Here is a 6,735-nt window from a genome sequence, read left to right as displayed (position 1 = left end):
CTTACGATCAGAATTACAGAAGTACTTTAGTGGTAAATTAAGCAAATTTTACTTGTTTTTTACCACAGTTCTTTGTTAGCAAAAGTTTTTTATTCCTTATTCAAAAATTCAGTTACTATATTATTCTTTTCAGATTCCATTTCGCAAGTCCAACTGTCTATAAACCATCTTCCATTTTCATAATGAAGTTGGACGCTATTTAATCCTCGAATATTTGATTCAGTTTTTGGGTCAGTTCGTATTTCAAATGCACTCCAAACTTGTGCAATATTTCCATATTTACTAACTTTTCTATTTAGCTCTTTTTCATAAAAGTCGACTTTTGGTGATAATCCGATTGGTATATATTCCGCTTCAAGAGTATGTGATTCCGCTTTTCCATTTTCGTCCAATCTCGTTATAACTGCATTTTCTGAATGAATATATTTATCTCTTTCAAATTCCCAAGGCTCACTACTAGAACCTGAAACAACATCGTAATATGCATTTATTATTGCATCTATTGATTTCACATCTTTCGCATATTTTTCTTCGTTCGTTTGTCCGAAAATTGAATTGAAAGCAAAAATTATGCTTATTGATGTTAGAATTATTTTGTTCATATCGGTTGGTTTCAAATTTTTGCTAACGGTTTAGCTATGCGTAGTGCGGAGGTAAGGAAATATTTTCGTTTCCGTCTACGCACGAAGCTAAAGCTTATTGTTTAGTTTTATTTTTTTCTTGTCCAAAGCTAAATCCATAAGATTTAGCGACATTTTAAATATACACAAACCTTTCCGTTTAAACCCAAAAGTCCGCATTACGTATAGGTTGTGTTAGCTGTAGTTTTTTACAATAATAAACACAACTAAAATAGACCAAAACAATAAAACTATAAGTAATGCAATTACCGCTTGAAAGCGACTTTTATGTCCAATACTTGTATTTATGGAGGGGTTGCTTTTTAAGGCAAAGACGTTAATACTATTACCTACTTTGTATTTTTTACTATCTGGATATTTAATTTCTTTGTGTTTTGAAATGCAATTATAAATTGAGTCATTTAACAGAAAAGAACATTTTACCAAAACATCTTTTCCTTCTCCAAAAACTAACTCAGTTGATGCACGTCTAAAGGGTTTACTGTAAGTCAATTCTTTTATTATACCTGTTGTTTTTAGCGATTTGTATTTAAATCTATAAAATCGTAAGAAATAAAATAAAAATGCTGAAGCAAGTATGGCTTCAATTATAGAAACATAAAAAATCATTTTATAATTTCTTTTATTAATGATTTATATTCAAGATGGTCATTAATCCATTCGTTTTCAAAGTCAGTGGCGGATTTAAATATTTTTTCTTTTTTATGATTATTACTTTCAACTATTTTCAACTCTTTTCCGTTTAATAGCTCTTTGATAGCATAAGTAAAATGGCATAGACCTGTTTCCCAGGTATGTTGATAATCCGTGTAGCAGCCAATATTCCATATCTCTATGAAAAGGTCATTTTGGATAAAAATAAACGGAGGTTTATCGTCATACTTATTTTTTGGCATAAAAGGAAATTCAAGTTCCTCAATAGGTCTAGTTTCGATTAAGGACTTGAGGCTTCTTTTTTCCCAAAATTTATTTACTATTTCTATGTCCATTTAAATTACAGCTAACGTTTGGCTATGTGCCGTTAATTTTCTTTGTTAAAGCACTAAAGTTAATAGATAAATCGTAGACCATTTCGCTTTTAAAATATTTTTTTACGTTGCCCTTGCGTTTCCCCAAACAATACCTACTAAGTGCATGAGTTGTTTGAAGAAAAAATATTTTAAAAGCCATTGCTCCAAACCTCAATAAATAAGCCAAAATTAATGGCATATAGGCTTTGTTAGCACACGTTTTAATTATAGTATTCTATTTCGAACTCAATCAAGCTGGTAGGTGTTTTACCTTTGGAAATAAGCACTCTTTTTAAGTTATTATATAAGTCAAATTCTAGATATTCATAGTTCTCATTAGAAATCGTGTCATTAGCACTGCCTATTACAATTTCTTTAATTCGACTATTATTGTTATCAAATGAATTCATTATTTCTATAAAAACACTTCCATCGCTTTGGTATCTAATTTCTTTAATACGATTTCCTTTTTTGTCATACTCATATTTATATGATTTGAGTGTGTCAGACCCTGAATGATTAATTTTAATAACTTCTTTTTTATCTTTAAATATTTTATTTATCCACTTATTCTTGAACTCATTACCTCTCATTAATTCTTTTTCCTCAATTAACTCTCCATTTGAGTTATGAGTATTTTCAAAAGTGGATTCGTTTATTAATTCCCCTGTAGAATTATAATAATGTTTTTTTAAAATATTTAAATTTTTATCATATTGAATTGAAATTCTGCTATTTAGTGTGTCCGACAAATATTCTTTATGTTCTAATATCATTCCGTTTTTATTAAAGAAATATTTGTTGTCCGCATAAATAACGCCTTCAGAATTTTCAAATTTTTCTTTCTCAATCACTCCATTATTTAAAACTGCTTTAAATTGGGTCAATTTCACAGATTTCACATTGCCATTTAAGTTCATTCTTTTCAAATCTGTTTCTCGGACAGGTTGGTTGGAGCAACTTAATAATAAAATTAATAGATATGAATAATATTGAATCTTCATTTTTTAATGCCCTCAACGTTTTTTATTCGTCCCTTTTATATTCATAATGTTTGTCAAACAATCCGTCTTTATCCTTAAAAATCAACTTGTTTTCATCAATTTCGACGATTATATATTCGCGACTTCCAATAAACATAATTGAGTCAGTCACTTTATAAATGGAATTAAATTTATTTCCCATTTGATTGACATGGATAGTTTTGTCTTTATTAAAAGCTAGAGTTGTTATTAATTCCTCTTTTAATTTTTCTTTTGGTTCAGTTATCGAGTCAGATACCGATTCAGGATTAATTTCTTCTAATGGTTCAATACTTTCGTCCCAATTGCTTGTTTCGTTAATTAAAATCCATTTTCCAATGAGCTTTTCTTCATATTCAGATTGTGCCGAACATGAGTTAATTCCTATAATTAAAGTCAGTATTATTAATATTTTCATAATATTCTGTCCAATGTGTGCTAACGGTTAGTATAAGAATAGTAGCCGATTGCGTAGCACTTTACTGTCAAGTTACACGGAAGTTGATGCGGGCTACAACCCTTGAATTTATTACTATCTCGGCTATTATTTTTATACATTGTGTGTGCCCAGCATGGGCATCTTTTCCTTACGAAAGTAAAGAATTAATCTAGAGGGTGCAAGTCCCTTATGGGCATGGGTAACGCCCTGAACCATTAGTAAGCTGCAAGGTTGCTAACCGCGAGGTTAGGACTGAAGGAAGCAGGACTACAAAGCTCGGTTCTGACGAACAGAAACCGTATACGAGGCATAAATGCACGGGTAAGCAACCACATCATTGTAACGCCCAAAGAATACCAAAGGTGTATTTATGTAGATACGGCAGAAATTGAGTGAAAGAAGATGTCATTACCTGGGGAGGTCTCTACAACCACGAGTTGGTAAAGTAGAGAAGTCAGCCGAAGTCATAGTAACCAACTACCTGATAGGTTGGTGAAGGACAGAACGATAATGGTCTTTAATGAACTTAGGAGTTGTTTTACTTTACGGATAGCTTTCCAGTAAAATGATAGCCTTTGATTAAGCGAGACAGCAAATCAATTTAAGTATTAATGATTAAACAATTAACAAGTAAACAGAATCTAAACGACGCCTATGAGCGGGTGTATCGCAACAAGGGTTCAGCAGGAATAGACAGGGTTCATATCACTGAACTAAAATCTATATTGCAGACCCAAGGTAAACGATATATTTGGCAAATAGAAAGAGAGACCTATCAGGTATCTCCAATATTGGGCGTTGAAATACCAAAAAGCAACGGGAAGAAACGATTACTCGGAATTCCCACAGTTGTTGACAGGGTATTTCAACAAACACTACATCAAGTTTTACAACCGATATTCGAGCCAGACTTTCAACAGCATAGTTATGGATTCAGACCACAACGCAACGCCCATCAGGCAATTGCACAAAGCCTTGAAAACATCAATTCAGGTTATAAGGATATAGTTGATATAGATTTAAAGAGTTTCTTTGATGAAGTGGAACATTATATACTTTTAGAATTGGTTTACAAAAAGGTAAAGTGCAAACCAACGATGAAGCTACTGCGTTCATTTCTTAAAGCCCCGATACTGATCAACGGTAAATTGCACAAACGGAAAAAAGGAGTACCGCAAGGTTCACCTTTAAGCCCATTGCTCTCTAATATCCTGCTCAATGAGTTGGATAAAGAACTAGAGCAACGAGGACACCGTTATGTAAGATATGCCGACGATTTCAGTATCTACGTTAAGAGTAAAATGTCTGCAAAACGTGTAGGTAATAGTATCTACAAATTTCTGCTAGACAAACTTCAACTGCCAATAAACAGGGAGAAAAGTGGCATACGTAAGCCTTTTAATTTCCAAGTACTAGGGTTTGGTTTTGTACCAACCTACAAGAAAGGGGAAAAAGGTAAATATCAACTGGTGGTTAAACCGTCCAAATGGAAGGAATTCAAAGCAAAGCTTAAATACCTTACCAAAAAGACAATACCCGCAAGTTTTGAAGAACGTATCGACCGTATCAATCTGTTGATACGTGGTTGGATAAATTACTTTAGACCGGCATCCATTCATACTAAACTTAAAAAGTTGGAAGAATGGTTAAGAAACCGATTACGGTATTGTATATGGCATCATTGGAAGAAACCAGAACGGAAACGGAAAAACCTGATTCGCTTAGGAATTGACCAAGACCATGCTTATGCGTGGAGTCGAACAAGAATGGGAGGATGGGCAGTTGCTCAAAGTCCAATTCTACGTACTACCATTACCATAAAAAGGTTAAAAATGAAAGGGTATGTTAGTTTAATCGAATACTACAAACGATAAGTTTCATTATCGAACCGCCGTATACGAGACCCGTATGTACGGTGGTGTGAGGGGTGCACTCCGTCAATTATTGGCGGAGCCATCCACTCGATTGTAAGTAGTTTTTATTCAAACCATTCAATTTTCAGACCAGTTTTACTTTTAATTTCTTTCAAACTTTTCTCTGTCTCAAAGCCAATAACTGCATTTTGTCCTCCAGTGTCAAAATATGTATATCTTCCTTTAGATTTTACTTTTTCAGTTAGTTCAACCACTTTTGAAAATAAATCTGTATCAACCCAATCATCGTCAACTTCCAAATTCCATTTATAATCTTTTCCGCTAAATGTGAATGAAACCCAAGCCTTTCCTTCTTCGATGTCAACATAATCTTTTACGTTTTCAAATTTTAATTCTCCTCTTGTAATTCGTTCAAGATTTTCAAAAATTTCAATATAAGAACCGTGATCTTCAATCGCTTCAGTGTCAAAATCCCAGCATTTATTCGTTAGAGGTGTCCAAGGTTCTCTCTCGATTGTCTGTCCCAGTGTCATATACATTAGAGTAAACGGTTCATCAAGAAATTCTTGTTTTTCCCAACGTTCAATATCAGATTTATTAGTTCCATTATTCAATTCAAAGCCTAATTCTTTAAATATTTCTAATTGTTGTTCAAAAGTAGGATTCTTTGGAATCGAATTATTAAATCCAAATAGCGCTAAAATTCCCATAAATATCAATTTTTTCATTTCGTTCGTTAAATTACTTACAACGTTGATGTATAAGCTTTGTTGCGTTGTTTAAGCAGTGAATTTAGTAAATAAAACACGAACGGCGAAATTCCGGAGGAATTTCCTAAGTGAGCCAAAACCAGCAATAAAGTTTATACGGTGTTACCACACGTAATTATGCTAATTCTTCTGATATAATTTCAATTTTTTTCCCATTTTCATTAATTCCCCAGATTTGTAAAGTGTCAAATCCGTTTCTTTTAACTTCTTCAAAATCAATTTTTTTTCCACTTACTAATTCTATTTTTCCATTTGAATCAACTTCTTCCCTAAATTCATCTTCGTAATCAATTCCATTATAAGTTGATATTACCAATTCAAATTTATCATTACCATTTTCAGAAACATAAAATTTGTCAGCTTTTCTATTCTTTATTTGTTCTTCCGAATATTTGTCACAGAACATTGCATTGTATCCGTGAAAACAACCGTCAAATAATAAAAATTCCTCATTGTTAGAAATATCAACTGCAAATATTTTCGAAGGAGCAAATTCAGTCTGAATAATTAGGTTTTTGTGTTTTGAATGAAGTTCACCATAATATTTTATTTTGAAAATTTTTCCGCCAGATTTAGTTTTCAATTTTCTTCTCCACTGGTGTGAATAAAGTTTTTCAGGATTGGTAATATTTTCAAAATTATTTTCGAGAAAAGTTGGACTTAAAATTCCATTTTCTGTTGTGGTAATTAAATTTTCCTTTTTTTTCTTAAAAATATCAAATATTCCCATATTCAGGTTTGATTGGTTTTTTATGTGTGGTAACGTTGTTGTATATGGTTTGTTGCGTGTTTTAAGCAACTAATTTAGTAAATAATTACCGACCAAGAAAGTCCGCGAGGACTTTCGTAAGTAGGCGAGAAGCTAGCAATAAATTATATACGGCTTAAGTTTGTAATTCATTAAATTAGATACTTAATCAGAAAGAATAAAAGAGAGAATTAAGGTTAATATATACGGTGAAGCTACAGACTTCGACAA

General features: G+C 32.4%; 8 protein-coding genes. 1 reads left to right on the top strand and 7 read right to left on the bottom strand.

Annotated elements, in window-relative coordinates; all coding sequences use genetic code 11:
• Positions 1 to 89: 89 nt before the first annotated feature.
• From JBL43_RS20040 to JBL43_RS20020, 5 genes are all read right to left on the bottom strand, one after another.
• On the bottom strand, positions 90 to 602 hold the full coding sequence (locus JBL43_RS20040) for a hypothetical protein (protein WP_198843138.1): 513 nt from the start codon (positions 600 to 602) through the stop codon (positions 90 to 92).
• 213 nt (positions 603 to 815) lie between these two features.
• Positions 816 to 1,250, bottom strand: coding sequence for a hypothetical protein (locus JBL43_RS20035; protein WP_198843137.1), 435 nt, complete (start codon positions 1,248 to 1,250; stop codon positions 816 to 818).
• The gene (locus tag JBL43_RS20030) at positions 1,247 to 1,630 is read right to left on the bottom strand and encodes a hypothetical protein (RefSeq protein ID WP_198843136.1); all 384 of its coding nucleotides are present in this window, start codon (positions 1,628 to 1,630) and stop codon (positions 1,247 to 1,249) included. The genes JBL43_RS20035 and JBL43_RS20030 overlap by 4 nt, the downstream gene beginning before the upstream one ends.
• Before the next feature lie 242 nt (positions 1,631 to 1,872).
• A complete protein-coding gene (locus tag JBL43_RS20025; RefSeq protein ID WP_198843135.1) occupies positions 1,873 to 2,655 on the bottom strand; it encodes a DUF2963 domain-containing protein in 783 nt (260 codons plus the stop codon).
• A gap of 22 nt (positions 2,656 to 2,677) precedes the next feature.
• The gene (locus JBL43_RS20020; RefSeq protein ID WP_198843134.1) at positions 2,678 to 3,091 is read right to left on the bottom strand and encodes a hypothetical protein; all 414 of its coding nucleotides are present in this window, start codon (positions 3,089 to 3,091) and stop codon (positions 2,678 to 2,680) included.
• 632 nt (positions 3,092 to 3,723) lie between these two features.
• Here JBL43_RS20020 and ltrA point away from each other — a divergent pair.
• Positions 3,724 to 4,986, top strand: coding sequence for a group II intron reverse transcriptase/maturase (ltrA, locus tag JBL43_RS20015; protein ID WP_198843133.1), 1,263 nt, complete (start codon positions 3,724 to 3,726; stop codon positions 4,984 to 4,986).
• 104 nt (positions 4,987 to 5,090) lie between these two features.
• Here the strand turns inward: ltrA and JBL43_RS20010 are convergent, their stop codons facing one another.
• Both JBL43_RS20010 and JBL43_RS20005 read right to left on the bottom strand, forming a co-directional pair.
• Positions 5,091 to 5,696: a hypothetical protein gene (locus JBL43_RS20010; protein ID WP_198843132.1), complete on the bottom strand. Its 606-nt coding sequence runs from the start codon at positions 5,694 to 5,696 to the stop codon at positions 5,091 to 5,093.
• Between the two features lie 175 nt (positions 5,697 to 5,871).
• Positions 5,872 to 6,486, bottom strand: a complete 615-nt coding sequence (locus tag JBL43_RS20005) for a hypothetical protein (protein ID WP_198843131.1) — start codon at positions 6,484 to 6,486, stop codon at positions 5,872 to 5,874.
• Positions 6,487 to 6,735: the final 249 nt, after the last annotated feature.

The organism is Aureibaculum flavum, from assembly GCF_016406085.1.
In the GTDB taxonomy this organism is placed as follows: Bacteria; Bacteroidota; Bacteroidia; order Flavobacteriales; family Flavobacteriaceae; genus Aureibaculum; species Aureibaculum flavum.
Note: the sequence above shows the minus strand (reverse complement) of the source record. Positions and strands in the feature narration are given on the sequence as shown.

Coding starts and splice junctions, on each gene's coding strand:
- JBL43_RS20030 (WP_198843136.1), bottom strand. CDS start 1,630: ATGGACATAGAAATAGTAAATAAATTTTGGGAAAAAAGAAGCCTCAAG.
- JBL43_RS20025 (WP_198843135.1), bottom strand. CDS start 2,655: ATGAAGATTCAATATTATTCATATCTATTAATTTTATTATTAAGTTGC.
- JBL43_RS20040 (WP_198843138.1), bottom strand. CDS start 602: ATGAACAAAATAATTCTAACATCAATAAGCATAATTTTTGCTTTCAAT.
- JBL43_RS20035 (WP_198843137.1), bottom strand. CDS start 1,250: ATGATTTTTTATGTTTCTATAATTGAAGCCATACTTGCTTCAGCATTT.
- JBL43_RS20010 (WP_198843132.1), bottom strand. CDS start 5,696: ATGGGAATTTTAGCGCTATTTGGATTTAATAATTCGATTCCAAAGAAT.
- ltrA (WP_198843133.1), top strand. CDS start 3,724: ATGATTAAACAATTAACAAGTAAACAGAATCTAAACGACGCCTATGAG.
- JBL43_RS20020 (WP_198843134.1), bottom strand. CDS start 3,091: ATGAAAATATTAATAATACTGACTTTAATTATAGGAATTAACTCATGT.
- JBL43_RS20005 (WP_198843131.1), bottom strand. CDS start 6,486: ATGGGAATATTTGATATTTTTAAGAAAAAAAAGGAAAATTTAATTACC.